The sequence below is a fragment of the Chryseobacterium sp. OV279 genome (genome assembly GCF_900128945.1).
Lineage (GTDB): Bacteria > Bacteroidota > Bacteroidia > Flavobacteriales > Weeksellaceae > Chryseobacterium.
Genome location: NZ_FQUD01000001.1, coordinates 286557 through 302215, shown reverse-complemented (window position 1 = coordinate 302215; position 15659 = coordinate 286557). Strand labels below are relative to the sequence as shown.

The 15659-nt window shown below is 38.9% G+C and carries 16 protein-coding genes; 9 read left to right on the top strand and 7 right to left on the bottom strand.

The annotated features are described in order from the left end of the window. Positions 1 to 84 precede the first annotated feature (84 nt). The 6 genes from lpxK (at position 85) to BUA72_RS01200 (ending at position 5881) form a co-directional block, all read left to right on the top strand. Positions 85 to 1110, top strand: a complete 1026-nt coding sequence (lpxK, locus tag BUA72_RS01225; RefSeq protein ID WP_047456586.1) for a tetraacyldisaccharide 4'-kinase — start codon at positions 85 to 87, stop codon at positions 1108 to 1110. Then, positions 1094 to 1909 (top strand): purine-nucleoside phosphorylase, encoded by an 816-nt coding sequence (locus tag BUA72_RS01220; RefSeq protein WP_072921443.1) that lies wholly within the window; start codon positions 1094 to 1096, stop codon positions 1907 to 1909. The genes lpxK and BUA72_RS01220 overlap by 17 nt, the downstream gene beginning before the upstream one ends. Before the next feature lie 102 nt (positions 1910 to 2011). Beyond that, on the top strand, positions 2012 to 2527 hold the full coding sequence (locus BUA72_RS01215) for a TlpA family protein disulfide reductase (protein WP_072921442.1): 516 nt from the start codon (positions 2012 to 2014) through the stop codon (positions 2525 to 2527). Then, a complete protein-coding gene (locus BUA72_RS01210) occupies positions 2527 to 2982 on the top strand; it encodes a GNAT family N-acetyltransferase (RefSeq protein ID WP_072921440.1) in 456 nt (151 codons plus the stop codon). Before BUA72_RS01215 ends, BUA72_RS01210 begins: the two co-directional genes overlap by 1 nt. 280 nt (positions 2983 to 3262) lie before the next feature. Continuing rightward, on the top strand, positions 3263 to 4360 hold the full coding sequence (dinB, locus tag BUA72_RS01205) for a DNA polymerase IV (RefSeq protein ID WP_072921439.1): 1098 nt from the start codon (positions 3263 to 3265) through the stop codon (positions 4358 to 4360). Positions 4361 to 4408: 48 nt separating this feature from the next. After that, entirely contained in the window at positions 4409 to 5881 is a 1473-nt protein-coding gene (locus BUA72_RS01200; protein ID WP_072921438.1) for an alpha-amylase, read from the top strand. A gap of 82 nt (positions 5882 to 5963) precedes the next feature. Here the strand turns inward: BUA72_RS01200 and BUA72_RS24305 are convergent, their stop codons facing one another. From BUA72_RS24305 to BUA72_RS01190, 3 genes are all read right to left on the bottom strand, one after another. Next, positions 5964 to 6119: a hypothetical protein gene (locus BUA72_RS24305; RefSeq protein WP_175548841.1), complete on the bottom strand. Its 156-nt coding sequence runs from the start codon at positions 6117 to 6119 to the stop codon at positions 5964 to 5966. A gap of 156 nt (positions 6120 to 6275) precedes the next feature. Beyond that, positions 6276 to 7613, bottom strand: a complete 1338-nt coding sequence (locus tag BUA72_RS01195; RefSeq protein ID WP_083544097.1) for a carboxylesterase family protein — start codon at positions 7611 to 7613, stop codon at positions 6276 to 6278. Positions 7614 to 7778: 165 nt separating this feature from the next. Continuing rightward, positions 7779 to 8681, bottom strand: coding sequence for a helix-turn-helix domain-containing protein (locus BUA72_RS01190; protein ID WP_072921436.1), 903 nt, complete (start codon positions 8679 to 8681; stop codon positions 7779 to 7781). Between the two features lie 131 nt (positions 8682 to 8812). Between BUA72_RS01190 and BUA72_RS01185 the strand changes: the two genes are divergently transcribed. Further along, positions 8813 to 9217, top strand: coding sequence for a cupin domain-containing protein (locus tag BUA72_RS01185; protein ID WP_072921434.1), 405 nt, complete (start codon positions 8813 to 8815; stop codon positions 9215 to 9217). A gap of 42 nt (positions 9218 to 9259) precedes the next feature. Beyond that, positions 9260 to 10315 carry an NAD(P)-dependent alcohol dehydrogenase gene (locus BUA72_RS01180; RefSeq protein WP_083544096.1) on the top strand — a complete coding sequence of 352 codons (1056 nt, stop codon included), beginning with the start codon at positions 9260 to 9262 and terminating at the stop codon, positions 10313 to 10315. A 367-nt stretch (positions 10316 to 10682) separates the two neighbouring features. On the opposite strand, the gene BUA72_RS01175 is transcribed toward BUA72_RS01180, so the two are convergent. Then, positions 10683 to 11045, bottom strand: coding sequence for a winged helix-turn-helix transcriptional regulator (locus tag BUA72_RS01175; protein ID WP_034723417.1), 363 nt, complete (start codon positions 11043 to 11045; stop codon positions 10683 to 10685). Positions 11046 to 11127: 82 nt separating this feature from the next. Here BUA72_RS01175 and BUA72_RS01170 point away from each other — a divergent pair, with 82 nt between their 5' ends. After that, positions 11128 to 12012 (top strand): NAD(P)H-binding protein, encoded by an 885-nt coding sequence (locus tag BUA72_RS01170; RefSeq protein ID WP_072921432.1) that lies wholly within the window; start codon positions 11128 to 11130, stop codon positions 12010 to 12012. Between the two features lie 342 nt (positions 12013 to 12354). Here the strand turns inward: BUA72_RS01170 and BUA72_RS01165 are convergent, their stop codons facing one another. From BUA72_RS01165 to BUA72_RS01155, 3 genes are all read right to left on the bottom strand, one after another. Beyond that, on the bottom strand, positions 12355 to 13638 hold the full coding sequence (locus tag BUA72_RS01165; protein WP_072921430.1) for an alkaline phosphatase family protein: 1284 nt from the start codon (positions 13636 to 13638) through the stop codon (positions 12355 to 12357). Positions 13639 to 13874: 236 nt separating this feature from the next. Continuing rightward, positions 13875 to 14723, bottom strand: a complete 849-nt coding sequence (locus BUA72_RS01160; RefSeq protein WP_072921428.1) for a GNAT family N-acetyltransferase — start codon at positions 14721 to 14723, stop codon at positions 13875 to 13877. 177 nt (positions 14724 to 14900) lie between these two features. Then, entirely contained in the window at positions 14901 to 15659 is a 759-nt protein-coding gene (locus BUA72_RS01155; RefSeq protein WP_072921427.1) for a T9SS type A sorting domain-containing protein, read from the bottom strand.

Here is a 15659-nt window from a genome sequence, read left to right as displayed (position 1 = left end):
ACTTTAATTTAATGAAATATTTGTTGAAAAGTCTTTGAGAATATTACACAAAATCCTTATGAAAATTCCTATTTTTGCAAACGTATGAAAAGATGGTACCTTTATCCTTTTTCCCTTGGTTATCATTTGGTAACGGGTATCCGAAACACAATGTATGATCTGGGAGTTTTTAAGACGACTAAGTTCAAGACCCCGATAATCAATGTCGGTAACCTTTCTGTGGGCGGAAGCGGAAAATCGCCTATGGTGATGTATCTTGCCCAATACCTGTCCAAACACTACAGGACAGGCGTACTTTCACGTGGGTACGGAAGACTGAGCAAAGGCTACGAAGTAACGAATTATGACAGCAATTATAAAGTAGTAGGCGATGAAGCCATGCAGCTTTTTGAGCGCTTCAAAAACCGTTTCGTCATTGCTGTTTCAGAAGAAAGAGTTCCCGGGGCGAAAAAAGTTATCGAAGATATGGACCTGGATGTTCTTGTTCTGGACGATGCTTTACAGCACAGAGCGATCAAAGCAGGATTCAATATTCTGATGACTGATTTTAATGATCCTTATTTCAAAGACCACCTTCTTCCGGCCGGAGATTTAAGAGAATCCCGAAATGGTTCAAGCAGAGCAGACATCATCATGGTCAGTAAATGTCCGGATGAACTTACCGAAGAAACCAAACGATATTATATCTCAAGGATAAGACCTTCCCACAACCAGAAAGTTTTCTTTTCCTCCATTGGCTACGATGAAAATGTGTACGGAAGAGAAAAAATGCTTCCGGATAACAACCTGAACTATTACGATATCCTCCTGATCACGGGAATTGCCAATCCTAAACCTCTTCTTGAGCATCTGGCCAAATTCTCACAGCGGGTTAAGCATTTAAAATTCAGGGACCACCATAATTTTACGGATGACGACATTAAAAAAATCATCGCAGAATATAAAAAATTAGGGGAATACAAACTGATCCTGACCACGGAGAAAGATTATGTACGTCTGAAAACTTTTGATTATCTTAGAGAAATTGTTTACTACTGGCCTATCAACGTCATCATTGATAAAAAGGAAGAATTCAACCAAATCATCTTAGATTATGTTAGAAAAAATTAAGCAGACTGCAGATTTCATTCACAATATTATCAAAGAAACTCCGGATTTTGCGATCGTTTTAGGATCCGGGCTGGGAAAACTGCAAGACGAAGTGGAAGCCATTCATGTTCTGGAATATCCTGAAATCCCCAACTTCCCGCAAACTACAGTTGTAGGACATGGCGGAAAATTAATTTATGGGATCCTTGAAGGCAAAAAAGTGCTGATGATGAGCGGACGCTTTCATTATTACGAGGGCCACTCTATGGAAACCGTGACTTTTCCGATACGGGTTTTTCATCTTTTGGGTATTAAAAACCTCATCCTTTCCAATGCCTGTGGCGGTGTCAACCCTGCTTACAGCGTGGCAGATATCGTTATTTTAAAAGATCATATCAATATGATGCCTGAGCATCCGCTTCGTGGCAAAAATATTGAATCGTTCGGACCCCGTTTTGTGGATATGAGCGAGCCTTACAACAGAAAAATGATCGAAGTGGCTGAAAAAGCCGCTGTCGAACAGCATATTAAAATTCATCAGGGCGTTTATGTAGCTTTACAGGGACCTACCTTTGAAACTCCTGCAGAATATGGAATGATCAAAGCCATCGGTGGTGATATGGTAGGAATGAGTACTGTTCCTGAAGTGATTGTCGCCAGACATATGTCAATGGATGTTTTCTGTATCTCCGTGATTACAGACCTGGGCGGACCTGATATTGCGCTTGCCGTTTCTCATGAAGAAGTTCTGAATGCAGCCAATAAAGCCATGCCGAATGTGATTGCTGTAGTGAAAGGCCTTATCAGAAACTATCCATAAGTCTTTATAGAAATTTTCAATTCATAAATTTTTCCTAATTCATCAGAAATCAATCCCAGATTGCATTTCATTGTTTAGATTTGTATAAATGAAATTGAAAGAATGAAAAAGTTAGTATTCATTTTTATGATCAGTGTTTTCGGACTGAGCTATGCACAACAGCAGCCGAAAGTACTTAAAACCTCTTTCTCCAAGGAAGCTTTAGTACAGAAGCTGGAAGATGAGGAAGGGAAAAACATCACCATTCAGCAGATTCTTGATCAGCATAAAGGAAAAGTTTTAGTCATTGATTTCTGGGCCGGATGGTGCAGAGACTGTTTAAAAGCACTTCCGAAAGCTGAAGAACTTGAGAAAAACAATCCCAATGTAGATTTCGTATTCCTGTCTCTGGAAAGATCAAAAGAAGGTTTTGATAAAAGTCTGGACAGATTCAATATGAAAGACAAAGATAATTACTGGTTTGCTTCAGGATGGAAAAATGATTTCAATAATTACGTTGACCTGAACTGGATTCCAAGATATATGATAGTGGATCAGAAGTCTTCTATTGCAAAATATTATGCGATTTCTCCCGAAGATCCGGAGATCCAGGAAACCATAAACCGTATTTCAAAATAATGATCACAAGAGAAGCTACAGAACAGGATCTGGAGGTCCTTTTAGAATTCGAGCAGGGAATTGTCCTTGCAGAAAGACCATTTAACAGTACGCTGCGTGATGGAGAGATTCATTACTACGATCTGCTTCAACTGATAAAGTCTGAGGATTCCTTAGTATTGGTCACGGAAGAGAATAACGAGATCATCGCATCAGGTTATGCCAAGGTTAAGGAACCGGGAAATGATTATTCTAACTTTGACCGATATGCTTATCTTGGTTTTATGTACGTAAAGCCTGAGCACAGAGGAAAAGGGGTGAACAAATTAATTCTTGATGAACTGATCAATTGGTCAAAATCCAAAGGTCTTTCTGAAATAAGACTTGATGTCTATTCCCAAAATGAATCTGCTGTAAAAGCATATGAAAAAGCCGGCTTTGATTCATTATTGGTTACCATGCGAATGAAAACATAATGAACAGCTATTCTTGCGGATAAGAACTTTCTGTTTTTTATAGTCAGGGAGTTTGAAGATGGAAGAGGGAAGTTATCGCAGCTCGCTAGAAAAACTGTAGGACAGTTTTATTCCTTTTTTCACCAAATATTCAAATTTAAGGTGAGTGTTTAAAATTATTGACCAAAAATAACTTCGAGCCTCCCTCTTCCTGCTTCCAGCCTATCATGTTAAGTTTTTTATCTCAAACTCCAGTTAATTATAATTTAATTCAAAATAAATGAATCCATATCTTTGCGGTATGGATTCTTCTTTTCCCACCCGTAAAATTATTCATGTGGATATGGACGCATTTTATGCTTCCGTAGAACAGCATGATGATCCTTCGCTTAAGGGAAAACCTATTGCTGTAGGAGGAGAGCATCGTGGTGTGGTTTCGGCGGCAAGTTATGAAGCACGAAAATACGGTGTACGCTCTGCTATGCCCAGTAAAACCGCTAAAGAGAAATGTCCGCATATTATTTTTGTTCCACCGCGCTTTGCCCGTTATAAGGAAATCTCCAAACAGATCCGGGAAATTTTTCATGAATATACAGATCTTGTAGAACCTCTTTCTTTGGATGAGGCCTATCTGGATGTCACCGAAAATAAAAAAGATATAGAATCTGCCAACCAGATTGCTAAGGAAATCCGTCAGAAAATATTTGAACAAACCGGATTGACTGCTTCTGCAGGGATTTCTGTGAATAAATTCCTCGCGAAAGTGGCTTCCGATATCAATAAACCGAACGGACAAAAAACCATCCATCCCGATAGGATTGAAAGTTTCCTTGAAGAACTTCCCGTCGAAAAATTTTATGGTGTAGGCAAGGTTACAGCTAACAAAATGTTTAGTTTAGGCATTTATAAAGGAAAAGATTTAAAGAAAAAATCACTGGAAGAACTGGTAAGGCTTTTCGGAAAATCTGGTGGCTATTATTACAATGTGGTCCGTGGTATTCATAATTCAGAAGTGAAACCTCATCGCATCCAGAAAAGCGTTGCGGTAGAAAGGACCTTTTTTGAAGATCTTTTTGATGACCAGGAAATTAATGACAAGCTGGAACATTTAAGCCAGGAACTCCATCAGCGTCTCCAAAAGAATAATATCCTCGGCAGAGCTTTGACTTTAAAAATTAAATACAAAGACTTTTCACTTTTTACAAGAAGCTTCACGAAGGAAGACTATTTCACTTCTCCTGAGCAGTATTTCAATACCGGAAAAAAACTTTGGGAACTGAGGCCTTTTGACAAACCAGTAAGATTATTAGGGCTGTCCCTCTCCCATCTCAACACGGAAGAGAAAAAGCAGGTTTCTATTCAACTAAAAATCCCGTTCGAAGAATTTGAGAATCAATAGATAAAAATTTTTCACTATCTTGTAGGAAACCAATCCAAATTACAGCCTATGAACGCGACAATGATTCAATTTTTCCACTGGTATTCTGAAGGAAACGGGAAATTATGGAAAGAAGCAGAAAAGCAGGCAGCCCATCTGGCAGAATTAGGAATCACTTCGGTATGGTTTCCTCCTGCTTATAAAGGCACGAACGGAGGCTACTCAGTAGGTTATGATGCCTATGATCTGTATGACCTTGGAGAGTTTGATCAGAAAGGAAGTCTTCCTACCAAATACGGAACCAGAAATGATTATTTAAAAGCCATTAAAGCCTTAAAACAACAGAATATCGGAGTCATCGTTGATATTGTTCTGGGCCACAAGGCCGGCGGTGATGAACTGGAAAAATTTAAAGCGGTAAAAGTTGATGAAAACAACAGGGAAAAAATTATTTCAGACGTTATCGAAATAGAATCCTACACTCAATTCACTTTTCCCGGAAGAGGAAAAAAATATTCAGATTTTGAATGGAATTTCACGTGTTTCAGCGGTGTTGATTTTGCCGAAGGTATGGATTCCCACATCTATAAAATACAGTCTGAATACGGTAACGACTGGGAAGAAATGATTGACGATGAAAAAGGAAACTACGATTATCTGATGTACAACGACATCGAGCACCGTAATCCGTTCGTTCGTGAAGAGCTCAATACCTGGGCTGAATGGTATTTTAACCTGACTGATTTCGACGGGGTAAGGCTAGATGCTTTAAAACATATTTCTTTTGATTTTTATAAAGAATGGCTGACAATGCTTCGCTCCAATTCCGGAAAAAACATTTTCGCAGTCGGAGAATACTGGGCTCCGGGACAGCTGAATCTGCTTCAGAAATATATTGATGTCACGGAAGGATGCATGAGCCTTTTTGACAGCTCGCTTCAGAATAATTTCCACACTGCTTCCAACGAAGGCGGCTCCTATGATCTCCGAAGAATTTTTGACGAAACGCTTACCCAGGCAGATCCTATGCATTCTGTAAGTCTTGTGGATAATCATGATACACAGCCTTTGCAGGACCTTGAAGCTCCTGTAGAATCATGGTTTAAACCGTTAGCGTATGCCTTAATTCTGCTTAGGGAGAATGGTTACCCTTGTGTATTTTACCCCGATCTGTATGGTGCCCATTATACCGACAAAGGCGGAGATGGAAATGATCAGGAAATTTTCCTGGAAAAAGTAGACGGCATTGAAGAACTTCTCATCGCAAGGAAAGATCATGCTTACGGTGAACAGAGGGATTATTTCGAAGATGCTAACTGCCTTGGATGGACGCGCGAAGGAGATGACGAACATTCCGGATGTGCCGTGGTATTAAGCAATAAAGAAGCTTACAGCAAGCCTATGGAAATGGGAAAACGTTATGCCGGTAAAAAATTCCATGACCTGCTTAAAAGAATAGAAGATGAATTAGTCATTGATGAGAACGGATGGGGAAATTTTCCGGTTCCTGCAGGGAATGTGAGTGTCTGGATTTCTGAATAATTCTACAAATAAAAAAAAACATACATGACCGGATAATACTTTGGTCATGTATGTCTTAAAATTGTACCGCTATAATAATTTTTTAACAGTTTATATAGCGGCAGTTTTCCATATTGATGGCCCATTCACAGCAGAAGCCATCTTCGTTGGAAGTACAGCATACCCTGCCACGGATAGGGCCTCCTCCTTTTAAATTTTTAAGTTCCTCCCGATTTAGTTTTCTTGCATTTGATTTCATAGTTAATATGTTTTAAGATTTGTTACTCAAATATAAATAAAATATCATCATATCATTGAATAATTACTCACAAATACATGATTTAGTCTATCAATTTCATAATAAATAAGAATATAATCTATAACGGTTTAGCAATACATATCAACAGATTTAAAACTAAATTTTTCGGATCCTTAAAATTTCAGGTCTTTCGGAAGTATCTGATATTGTTCCGGTTCTGGCAAATTCTGCCCAAATAGCTCTCAGCTTTTTACCATTTTCATGAATATACTTCCAGGGAATATTTTTCAATAGTTCCGCAGATTTCCAGGCTTCTTCATTCCCAAAAACCAAAGGAAGATCTATACAATGCGCAGCCCCAATATGATTATGCTCCGATTCTGAATGAATTCTGAACAGATAAACGTTCCCTCCTGCTTTCGCATAATTTTCAGCAAATTCTTCTGCCGGTTTTCCATAGATGAATTCCGTAGTTTTTCTTACCGCTTTATCTAAAATGATCAGGCCAAATCCTTTTCCGAAATATTTATTCAAAGCATCAGATGTTTTTAGATAGAATGCTGTTTCATTGTCATTTAAACCAATCAGCACATCATATTTTCCTGCATTGGATTTCCACTTTTCCACCGCTTCATTTTCCTGACATAAAGGAGGAAAACCATACTGGGTTCCGAAAGGCATGGCAGCCTTCAGTCCGTATTTAATCACAGCCGGTACATGTTTCCGGTATTCTTCTGCCATTTTTAAAACATCTGTTTCAACTTTAAGAAATTCTGTTCTTTTTAAAAATTCTGCAGACATTTTCTGCCTGTTGTGGCGCAGTCCCAAAGGCGCACTCTGGATAATTACCCGCTTAAACAAACCTTCAACACCATCGGAAATCATCAGATGAGCAATAGCATCACCGCCAGAAGATTGTCCCAAAAGCGTAATATTTTCAGGATCACCACCAAAATCTGAGCTATAGTTTTTGATCCATTTTAAAGCTTCGATGATATCAAACAGCCCTAAATTAGCAGGTCTCGATTCATCTCCTCCCAGAAAGCCAAAGAGCCCAAGTCTGTAGGAAACGGTCACTACAATGATGTGCTGTTCTTTTACCCAGTCACTGGGATCAGAAGTGGGCAGATCACCACAACCGATCTCATGGGAACCACCGTGAATCCATACCACCACGGGAAGCTTTTCATGATCTGTAAAATTTTCAGGACGGAATACAGAAAGAAACTGCGTAGATTCATCCGCATCAAAATCTTCAATATGAGTAGGCCCAATCATTTTTTCCGCCAACGGACTAATCACCTGTGGACAGACGGGCGTTTTGTAAGGGAAAATAATCTCTGAAGCTGACGGCTGTTCGGGAACGGGTCTTTTAAACCTTTCTGAATGGGCATAGCGGATGCTTTTTGCTCTGATGATGCCATTTTCTTTCAGCGCCATAATTTTCCCAAAGGAGGTCTGAAAAATGTGAGTCTTGGTCGGCTGAACTGTCATTTTAAAAACTTTGAAAAATTCTGTCTATTAAAATTAATTCAGTTTTTTGAAATGAGGAAATTTAAACACTAATATCACTAATTTTTAACACTAATATTCACAAATGATGTTGTATAAAAATCGTGCTATTTGTGAAAACATTCGTGTTGCTTGTGTTTAAAACAATCAGTTTAGCATTTTATATTCACTAGGAGAAACTCCTACTTTTGCTTTGAATAATCTGGTGAAATGCTGTGGATATTTAAACCCGAGATCGTAGGAGATTTCACTGATAGATTTTGCAGGATTTAAGATCTGTTCTTTCGCCGCATCAATCAGTTTATTGTGAATAAATTCCTGAGCGGACACTCCCAATTCTTTTTTGATCAGGTCTCCAAAATAATTGGCTGACAGGTTAAGTTTTTCCGCAAAGTAATTGACCATCGGGAAACCTATGTTTTTAGAATTGTCAGATTTGAAATAATCATCCACAAGGTTTTCAAATTTCCCGATCACCCCTTGATTAATGTGATCTCTGGTAATGAACTGACGATCGTAGAAACGCATGCAGTAATTTAAAAACAGTTCAATATTATTTACAATCAGTGATTTGCTGTGCTTATCAATGGACTGCTCGAGTTCAAGCTTGATGTTTTTAAAACATTCCAAAACAATTTCTCTTTCTTTTTCCGAGAGATGCAGTGCTTCGTGAACGTCATAGGAAAAGAAGCTGTAGTCTTTGATATTTTTACCGAGATTGGTTCCTTTGATCAGATCGGGATGAAACAGCAAGGCATATCCACCGGGTTGTATAGATTTTCCGTCATTGGTCACACCACTTACCTGTCCTGGAGCAATAAAAACCAGCGTTCCTTCCTGATAATCGTAGCTGTGTTTGCCGTAATGCATATCGCCACAGATGACATCTTTCAGGAAAACGGTATAAAAGGTATACGTTCTCCTGTACTGGCATATGGGATCGGATTTTGAAAAATCCACCACACTTACCAGCGGATGCAGAGTTTCATTGTTTACCATTTTATTGTAATCTGAAACGCTCTTTATATTATCAACTTCCTGATTTTGCATTGACTATCTTTTTAAACTTATTCAAAATTACCACTTTCCTGCATACCTTGTACAGGGTCTGTAAAATTGGTAAGTATTTCGGTAATCTGTATAAGTTGTGTTTATCTAAAAGTATCGACTTTTGTACCGTTATGGAAACATTTAATACAAACATTTTTCCAAAAGGAGAAAAAGCCCCTGCAGCTTATTTTTCCGGCGGAACAGCCTGGGTACAGATTTTAAAACCTAATGAAGATGATCTGAACTGCCAGATCGGAAACGTTTCTTTCGAACCCAGATGCAGAAATAACTGGCATTCTCACGGCGGCGGCCAGATTTTAATCGTAACTTCAGGAACAGGATTTTATCAGGAAAAAGGAAAACCGGCACAGATTTTACGTCCGGGAGATGTGGTGAATATTCTTCCTGATGTCATCCACTGGCATGGCGCAGGTCCGGATAGTGAATTCACCCATATTGCCATCAATCCCAATACTCAAAACGGAATTGTGGAATGGCTGGAGCCTGTAAGCGATGAGGAGTACAACAATTTATAACTGAACTTAATTAACTTAAATCAAATAAACCCAACCCAACCAATGAGCACATTAACAGTAAAAGCCTTCGGAGCTGAGTCTACGACGGCAGACCTTAAAGAAATGACTATTGAAAGAAGAGCAACCACTCCCAAAGATGTAGAAATTGAAATTCTATATTGTGGAGTATGCCACTCTGACCTCCATACGGCAAGAAATGACTGGGGCGGATCTTTGTATCCTGTGGTTCCGGGACATGAAATTGTCGGCAGAATTACCAGTGTAGGAAGTGAAGTTTCTAAATTTAAAGTAGGCGATCTTGCCGCAGTAGGATGTATGGTAGATTCATGCGGACACTGCGACAGCTGCAAAGAAGATCTTGAGCAATATTGTTTAAACGGATTTACAGGAACTTACAACGGAAAAGACAAACATTTGGGAGGTCACACTTTTGGTGGATATTCTCAGAAAGTAGTTGTAGACGAACATTTTGTATTAAGCGTCCCTGAAAACCTTGACCTTGCTGCAGTAGCACCGCTTTTATGCGCAGGAATTACAACCTGGTCTCCATTGAGACACTGGAACGTAGGACCTAACTCTAAAGTAGCTGTTGTAGGATTAGGTGGATTAGGACATATGGCGATCAAACTGGCAAAAGGATTAGGCGCTGATGTGACTTTATTCTCAAGAACTCCTGGAAAAACGGAAGATGCCAAGCAATTGGGAGCTGATCACGTAGTTATTTCCACGGATGATTCACAAATGGATACTGTAAAAGGAAAATTTGATCTGATCATTGATACGGTTCCTTACGAACATGATATCAATCCTTATATGCAGACGCTTACTCTGAACGGAACTTTGGTTCTCGTAGGATTTGTAGGTGAATTCAGCGAGACTGAAGTGAGCACAAGACCAATGATTTTCCAACGCCGTTCTGTAGCCGGTTCATTGATCGGTGGTATTGCGGAAACTCAGGAATTACTGGATTTCTGCGGAAAGCATAATATTGTTTCAGATATTGAACTGATCAAAATGCAGGACATCAATGAGGCGTATGAAAGAATGATCAAGAGTGACGTGAAATACCGTTTCGTCATTGATATGCAATCTTTGTAATGCCCCGTATATTTTAACAGAAAGACTGCCTTTGGGTGGTCTTTTTTTGTTTTTGAAATATTTTTTTAGGTTTTGGCTAAAGCCAGTTTCGATGTGGGTTAGTTTTAAACGGGCTAAAGCCCGTTTCTATTGAATTTTATCTTGAAAACGTTAAATGTGTATAGATAAATGATAGATTTTGGATAAATCCGGGGATATGTTTTTCATGAAAAAACGGGCTGAAGCCCATTCCTATTGAATTTTATCAGGCTATTGTAAACTTGTAATATATTCATCCTAGACCTTTATCATAAATACATTTTACATTTTACATTTTACATTTTACATTTTACATTTTACATTTTACATTAATACATTCTACAAAAAATCACTTATACTCCCCCTTCATATCAAGGAATGCCCAATCAGCCAAAGCTGCAATCACGGGAATCAGACCGGTTCCTGCCTTGCTTAATTTGTAGGTAACATGAGGTGGGACTACAGGTTTTGCGGTTCTGATGACCAGTCCGTCCGCTTCCAGCTGTTTCAGATGCTGGATCAGTACTTTTTCTGTCACGGCAGGAATAGCTCGTTTTAATTCGCTGTATCTTTTATCACCGTTGGAGAGCTGGTATAAAATAATCGGTTTCCAGTATCCTCCGATTTTTTCCATTACATAGGCAACGGGACATTTGTCCAGTGCATATTTTTTGTTTTGCTGAATGGTAGAACTTTCTTTGATGGCTGTCATAATCTTACATACTTCAGGGTAAGTACTTGTATAAAAGTAAGTACAAATATACCTTTGTTATCAGAATAAAAAAATATTTATTATGAAAATTATCATCACAGGTTCAACAGGAAACGTAGCAAAACCATTAACACAGCAACTCGTTGCGGAAGGACACGATATTACGGTGATCAGCAGCAACGAATCTAAGATTGGTGAAATTGAATCCATCGGGGCTAAAGCCGCTATTGGTTCTATTGCTGATCTGGATTTTTTAGTGAAAACATTTGAAGGAGCTGATGCTGTTTTTGCGATGACACCTCCTAATATGGGTGCTGTCAATATTGTTGAAAACACGGTGAATGCAGGAAAAAATTACGCTGAAGCTGTTAGAAAGAACAATGTAAAAAGACTGGTTATGCTAAGCAGTATCGGAGCTGAATCTCCTGTGGAAAACGGTCCTATAAAGAGTCTTTACCACATTGAGAAATTTTATAATGACCTGGAAAATACATCGGTCACTTTGTTAAGAGCCGGATATTTTTATTTCAATTTCTTTAATGATATTCCTTTGATCAAAGGTGCCGGAATTATAGGTGGAAATTATTCCGGAGACATCAGTATTCCATTAGTTCACCCGAATGATATTGCCGGAGCTGCTGCTGAGGAATTAGTGAAAAATACAGATGGTAAAAATATAAGATATATTGTAAGCGACGTTCGTAAAGCGGCTGATTTTGCCAACGTTTTTGGTGCTGCCATAGGAAAACCGGAATTGCCATGGGTAGAGTTTTCCGATGAAGATTCTTTAAATGGAATGCTGCAGGCCGGTCTTCCACAGGAAATGGCTGAGCTGTACACTGAAATGGGAAGAGGTGTGAGAACGGGTGTTGTGCAGAAGGATTTTATTGAGCATGGAGCTTCTGCTGATGGGAAGATTAAACTGGAAGAGTTTGCGAAAGAGTTTTCTGCACAATTTAATTCTTAAGGTCTTTAAATTCTTTTGTCTTGAAACAAAAGAATCAAAAGTTCAAGACTGGAATCAAAAGCTAAAAATAAATCTTGTTCTCTAAAAATTCTAAACTCGCGCGAATTTAATCAGAGTTCTTCGATTCTAACTTTGTGTCGCGCTTCGAACAGAAGAATTTTCTTAACGTTCACAAAATTTATTTTTTAAACGCTTTTAATTCCTAGGTCGTTTATGACAGTTTTCAATTGAAATTTCTACAAAACAGTTTCGGCGCACCTGCGGTGCGCCGAAACTTTATCTTTAACTCAAACTTTTCAGTTAAGTTTTTAATTTAAACCTTAAACTTAACCTCAATCTATTTTATTTCTTGTCCTTCAAAACTCCCTTTAAAACCTTCAATTTTCCATCGATAGGCTGGTCATTTTTCAATCCTAAAATTTCAGTCACCAAGGGATAAACGTTGACGTTAGTAAATTCATCGATAACCAAATTGTTTTTAAATTCCGGGCCCCACGCGAAGAAAGTAGCTTTCATTTCAGGGACTATTTTTGGATCGTAGCCATGTTTTCCTACAGATGTTTTTTTCCCCGCTTCCAGGAATATTTTCGGAGCTTTTGGAATCAGAAGGATTTGCCCGATTCTGTCGTATGTATCGTCTCTCGTCGCGAAATGTAAATATCTTGGAAGCTTTTTATCAAGATATACTTCGTAATCTGGTGTTTTATTCGCTTTCAGTTCTTTGTACACTTTTTTAACCTCAGCTGGATTTTTAACATAGACTCTCAATAAAGTCTGAGAATTGTAAAAATCAAATCTGGATTTATCTAAAAGCATAGCAGGAATTTCCAATGGAGTGCCACCATCTACTTTGACCATCCCATGATCGGAAACGAAAATAAAGTTAACATTTTTCAGTCCAAGATCATTGACTTTCTGAACCAGATCTCCAATGGCCTGATCAACCAGATGAACTGCTGTTTCTGTTTCTGGAGCATCGGGACCGTAATGATGTCCGCTTCCGTCTACTTCAGGGAAATACAGCGTGATAAAGTGAGGTCTTGTTTCTGCAGGCAATTTCAACCAATTAACTACTTTGTCTACTTTTTCAGAAGGCTTAAACTTTTCATGATACGGATAATAATACGAAGGTCGCATTCCTCCTGCATCGCTTGCCGAGCCCACCCACATTAAAGTCGCAGAAACCATTCCCTGTTTTTCTGCCAGTGCCCAAAGCGGAGTTCCGCCATACCAGCTTCCGTCTTCAGCATTTTTCTTACTGTTCATCGCGTAGGGCTCTTTCCGTTTGTAATCGTAGAAAAAATTATCGATCAGTCCGTGATGGGACGGATAAAGTCCAGTGATCAGACTCCAGTGGTTAGGAAAAGTAATACTGGGATAACTAGGGATCATGGCTTTGGCCTGTATGCCACCAGATGAAAGTTTCAAAAGATTTTCTGCCTGATATTTTTTTGCATAATCATAACGGAAACCGTCTGTAGAGATCATGATTACATAAGGCTTAGTCTGTGCCTCAGCATTGTTGATGCGGCCGGAAACGACTACCTGAGCCGTATCCATTTTTGCCTGCTGGGCGTAGATGGCCAGAGAAAAAAACAGCAGAACAATTTGTATTCCTCGCTTCATTGTCAAAATTTTCGGCAAAGTTACGGCCTATGAAGCTTCTGAAAAAGTTTATCAGATTAAAAGTATATTAAAACATTGAAGTTGGGAAGTCTGAAGTTTGAAGATGGAAGTCACTGAAACCGGAAAGCATAACTACAATGAATTACTTTTAGGCTAACCCAATCACAATTAAAGGTAATTCTTTAAAATTAAAAACCTATAGTAACTTCCATCCTCCCTCTTCCAGCTTCCCACTCTTACTCAAGTTCTCTTTTCATCTCAAACTGTGAAACCCAGTTTTTAAGGCCTATCGTATTTCCGAGAAAAGCAGCGGTGTTTTCTGAAGTATCATCTACGTTGTTAACCGATATAGCCTGTCCATCAGTCATTTCTCCTATCGCTCTGAAAAGCTGTGTTCCGATGCCTTGATTTCTGTAATTCTTATCAACAGCTATCTGATAGATTTTTCTCACGGCCGGGTTGTAAATGGCATACCCAACAAGTTGATCGTCTTTAAAGGCTCCGAGAAGCGTGCAATCCTGAAGAATACCGTCCAATACTGGTATCGAGCTCTGCCACGACGGTTCTATATCCCAGAAAGAACGGATTACTTCCCATTGAAAGGGTTCTATTTCCTTTATTAGTATTTCCGGATGCTTTTCTTTATGATTAATAATTCCGTTAAAACAAAGGAGCTTCCGAACGATTTTAAAGCCTAAATTTTCATAAGCTCTGATGGCAGGATCATTTCCCTCGATCACTTCAAGAGTCATTACATCCACTTTTCTATCCTGGAATACCGGAATTATTTGTTCGTACATTTTTCTTACCAGTCCTTGTCCTCTGAATTCCTTAATAACACCAGTTCCGGCGTTGTATACGATGCGTTTTCCGCCTTCCTCTTTTTCAGCATGAAGCATAAACGCTACCGGCTTTCCGGATTCGAAAACTCCTACAGAAAGATGTTTATCTATTTTATCTGCTGTAATTTTTAATTCAAGCTGTTCTAATGACAGGTGAAAAGGAACGATATAATCTGAAAACGAGGTATTAAATACAGATAAAAGTTCTTCTGTCGTAGTATTTTCTAAGCTTCTGATTTCCATACATTAATTTTAAATCATTCAATATTAACCGAATGAGAAATTCGATAGTGGTTTTGTTCAGTAACAAAGATATAAAAACCGTTTAATCCCTTTACCCATCAGCATTGTTAAATGTTACAATAAAAATACCTCCGGATATCAGAGGCATTTATATGAATGTTTTATACTTTAGTGTATTTATTCTTTGATCAGTTTTTCATAAGACAGGCTTCCGTCTTTTAATGTGATCTCAAAGTAATAGATTCCAGGTTTCAGATCTCTGACATCTATCTTTTCACCGTCCGGTTGTACCGTTCTGACCTTTCTACCTGCAGTTTCATAAATATCGATAGATTTTATTTTATCTGCATTTTTAAAGCTCACTGTTTCTCTGGCAGGATTTGGATAAAGCCCCACTTTCTTGCTTTCTGCAACAGCCTCACTTGTACCCAATACGCTTCTCGTAAGGGCAGCATATCCTCTGGTTGCGTTATGGTACCCTAATAACTGGTTCCCCGCTCTTCGGGCATAGAATACATTGATAGTGGAAGTATCATTGGTAAACGCGTGATCTCCTGTTCCTCCGCTAAGACTTCTGGTTGCCACAAGGGTTCTTGTAGTTCCTGAAATATTGTCCGTTGTAACGGTCCAGTCCTGTGAAGGATCTACCTGAGGAGTAGTCATTCCAATAAAATTAAAATCCCTGCTGGCAGAATTTGAATTATAGATAAATCCGTCTGATCCGCTGGCCATTCCGCCAGTATCTACTCCGTTTCCTCCGAACCCTATTCCCAGCATTGAGTTGCTGTCACCGGTTAGCGTAAGAGTCACCTGAGTAGCGGTCGTTACAATCTTTACGGTCATGCCGGCAGCAGGAAGACTGACCGTTCCTGTGGAAAACTGTGCCCATACCAGATTGGCAAGAGCTAAACTGAATGTTAGTAAAACTTTTTTCAT

What these genes read in the sequence shown, in the direction of transcription:
- BUA72_RS24305 (WP_175548841.1), bottom strand. Translation starts at nt 6,119, where the DNA reads ATGAAATCAAATGCAAGAAAACTAAATCGGGAGGAACTTAAAAATTTA.
- BUA72_RS01215 (WP_072921442.1), top strand. Translation starts at nt 2,012, where the DNA reads ATGAAAAAGTTAGTATTCATTTTTATGATCAGTGTTTTCGGACTGAGC.
- BUA72_RS01220 (WP_072921443.1), top strand. Translation starts at nt 1,094, where the DNA reads ATGTTAGAAAAAATTAAGCAGACTGCAGATTTCATTCACAATATTATC.
- BUA72_RS01190 (WP_072921436.1), bottom strand. Translation starts at nt 8,681, where the DNA reads ATGCAAAATCAGGAAGTTGATAATATAAAGAGCGTTTCAGATTACAAT.
- BUA72_RS01210 (WP_072921440.1), top strand. Translation starts at nt 2,527, where the DNA reads ATGATCACAAGAGAAGCTACAGAACAGGATCTGGAGGTCCTTTTAGAA.
- BUA72_RS01185 (WP_072921434.1), top strand. Translation starts at nt 8,813, where the DNA reads ATGGAAACATTTAATACAAACATTTTTCCAAAAGGAGAAAAAGCCCCT.
- BUA72_RS01165 (WP_072921430.1), bottom strand. Translation starts at nt 13,638, where the DNA reads ATGAAGCGAGGAATACAAATTGTTCTGCTGTTTTTTTCTCTGGCCATC.
- BUA72_RS01195 (WP_083544097.1), bottom strand. Translation starts at nt 7,613, where the DNA reads ATGACAGTTCAGCCGACCAAGACTCACATTTTTCAGACCTCCTTTGGG.
- BUA72_RS01170 (WP_072921432.1), top strand. Translation starts at nt 11,128, where the DNA reads ATGAAAATTATCATCACAGGTTCAACAGGAAACGTAGCAAAACCATTA.
- dinB (WP_072921439.1), top strand. Translation starts at nt 3,263, where the DNA reads ATGGATTCTTCTTTTCCCACCCGTAAAATTATTCATGTGGATATGGAC.
- BUA72_RS01175 (WP_034723417.1), bottom strand. Translation starts at nt 11,045, where the DNA reads ATGACAGCCATCAAAGAAAGTTCTACCATTCAGCAAAACAAAAAATAT.
- BUA72_RS01155 (WP_072921427.1), bottom strand. Translation starts at nt 15,659, where the DNA reads ATGAAAAAAGTTTTACTAACATTCAGTTTAGCTCTTGCCAATCTGGTA.
- lpxK (WP_047456586.1), top strand. Translation starts at nt 85, where the DNA reads ATGAAAAGATGGTACCTTTATCCTTTTTCCCTTGGTTATCATTTGGTA.
- BUA72_RS01180 (WP_083544096.1), top strand. Translation starts at nt 9,260, where the DNA reads ATGAGCACATTAACAGTAAAAGCCTTCGGAGCTGAGTCTACGACGGCA.
- BUA72_RS01160 (WP_072921428.1), bottom strand. Translation starts at nt 14,723, where the DNA reads ATGGAAATCAGAAGCTTAGAAAATACTACGACAGAAGAACTTTTATCT.
- BUA72_RS01200 (WP_072921438.1), top strand. Translation starts at nt 4,409, where the DNA reads ATGAACGCGACAATGATTCAATTTTTCCACTGGTATTCTGAAGGAAAC.